The sequence below is a fragment of the Criibacterium bergeronii genome (genome assembly GCF_001693775.2).
In the GTDB taxonomy this organism is placed as follows: Bacteria; Bacillota; Clostridia; order Peptostreptococcales; family Filifactoraceae; genus Peptoanaerobacter; species Peptoanaerobacter bergeronii.
Genome location: NZ_MBEW02000061.1, coordinates 1 through 1864, shown reverse-complemented (window position 1 = coordinate 1864; position 1864 = coordinate 1). Strand labels below are relative to the sequence as shown.

At 38.6% G+C, this 1864-nt stretch carries 2 protein-coding genes; both read right to left on the bottom strand.

The window, feature by feature from the left end; all coding sequences use genetic code 11:
• Positions 1-2 precede the first annotated feature (2 nt).
• Positions 3-1028, bottom strand: a complete 1026-nt coding sequence (locus tag BBG48_RS10710; RefSeq protein ID WP_068912016.1) for an electron transfer flavoprotein subunit alpha/FixB family protein — start codon at positions 1026-1028, stop codon at positions 3-5.
• Positions 1029-1046: 18 nt separating this feature from the next.
• A complete protein-coding gene (locus BBG48_RS10705) occupies positions 1047-1835 on the bottom strand; it encodes an electron transfer flavoprotein subunit beta/FixA family protein (RefSeq protein WP_068913241.1) in 789 nt (262 codons plus the stop codon).
• Positions 1836-1864: the final 29 nt, after the last annotated feature.

Here is a 1864-nt window from a genome sequence, read left to right as displayed (position 1 = left end):
TGTTATTTACTTTCAGCTTTTTCTTTTTCTGCTTCTATTAGTTTTGTCAGTTCCGGTAAGACTTTATTTATGTCTCCTACTATTCCTAGGTCTGCTGTTTCAAATATTGGTGCTTCTGCGTTTTTGTTTATTGCTATTATTAGGTCTGACTCTTCCATTCCTGCTAGGTGCTGGATTGCTCCTGATATTCCTAGGGCAAAGTATAGGTTTGGTCTTACTGTTTTTCCTGTTTGTCCTACTTGTCTGTCTTTTTCTAGCCAGCCGCTATCTACTGCTGCTCTTGACCCTGATACTTCTCCTCCTATTGCTTTTGCTAGTGGCTGGGCTAGTTTTTCTATTGCTTCTGCTGAGCCAAAGCCTCTTCCTGCTGATACTAGGATTTTTGCGTCTTCTATTTTGATTTTTTTCTTTGTTTCTACTACTTCTTCTACTATTTCTACTTTGAAGTTTTCTTGGTTAAATTCTACTTTTATGTCTTGTACCTGGGCTGTTTTTGTTTTGTCTTCTTCTAGTTTTTGCATTACTCCCGGTCTTACTGTCGACATTTGTGGTCTATAGTCTGTGCAGATGATTGTTGCCATTATGTTTCCGCCAAAGGCTGGTCTTGTCATTAGTAATAGGTTTGTTTCTTCTTCTATGTCTAGTCCTGTGCAGTCTGCTGTTAGTCCTGTATGCACTCTTGCTGATACTCTTGGGGCTAGGTCTCTTCCTATTGAGGTTGCTCCAAATAGTACTACTTCTGGTTTTGCAAATTCAACTACTTCGTATACTGCTTTTGTGTAGGGTTCTGTTTGGTATTTTTCTAGTCTGTCGTCATTGACTGTGTATATTTTTTGTGCTCCGTAGTGGGCTAGGGTGTCTGTTAATTCTTTTACTCCTTTTCCTACTACTACTGCGCTTACTTGGGTGTTTAGTTTTTGGGCTAGTTGTGTTGCTTTTCCTAGTAGTTCTAGGGAGACGTTTTGTATGTGGTTATCTCTTTGTTCTACGTATACCATGACTCCTTTGTATTGCTGATTGTTTTCCATCTTCTTTTTCTCCCTTTCTTATATTAAAAATTGTTCTTTTAGTTTGTCTAGGATTATTTTTGATCCTTCTTTTTCGTCTACTTCGAATACTTTTCCTGCTGTTTTTGCTCCTTTTGTGAAGGATTTTTTTACTTTTGTTGGGCTTCCTTTTAGTCCTAGGTTGCTTGGGTCTACTTCTATGTTGCTTACGTTCCATATGTTTATTAGGTTTTCGTTTTTGTATGAGTCGTATACTCTTGATACTCTCATGTATCTTGGTTCATTCATTTCTCCTAGGGTTGTTAGCATGCATGGGTATGCTACTTTTAGGATTTGGTATCTGTCTTCATATTGTCTTTTTACTGTTATGTCATGGTCTGTTACTTCTTTTATTTCTTCTACGTATGTTATGCTTGGTAAATTTAGGTGTTCTGCTATTTGTGGTCCTACTTGGGCTGTGTCTCCGTCTATGGCTTGTCTTCCTGCTATGATTAGGTCATATGGTATTTTTTTTAGGGCTCCTGCTAGTGCTGATGAGGTTGCCCATGTGTCTGCTCCTGCGAATGCTCTGTCTGTTAGTAGGATTACTTCGTCTGCTCCCATTGCGTAGGCTTCTCTTAGTGCTATGTCTGCTTGTGGTGGTCCCATTGTTAGTATTGTTACTTTTGCGCCTACTTTTTCTTTTATTTTTAGGGCTTCTTCTATTCCTGCTTTGTCGTCTGGGTTTATTATGCTTGGGACTCCTTCTCTTATTAGTGTTCCTGTTTTTGGGTCTAGTTTTACTTCTGTTGTGTCTGGTACTTGTTTTATGCACACTACTATGTTCATTTGTTCCTCCTTGTTTGGTTTTCTTTGTT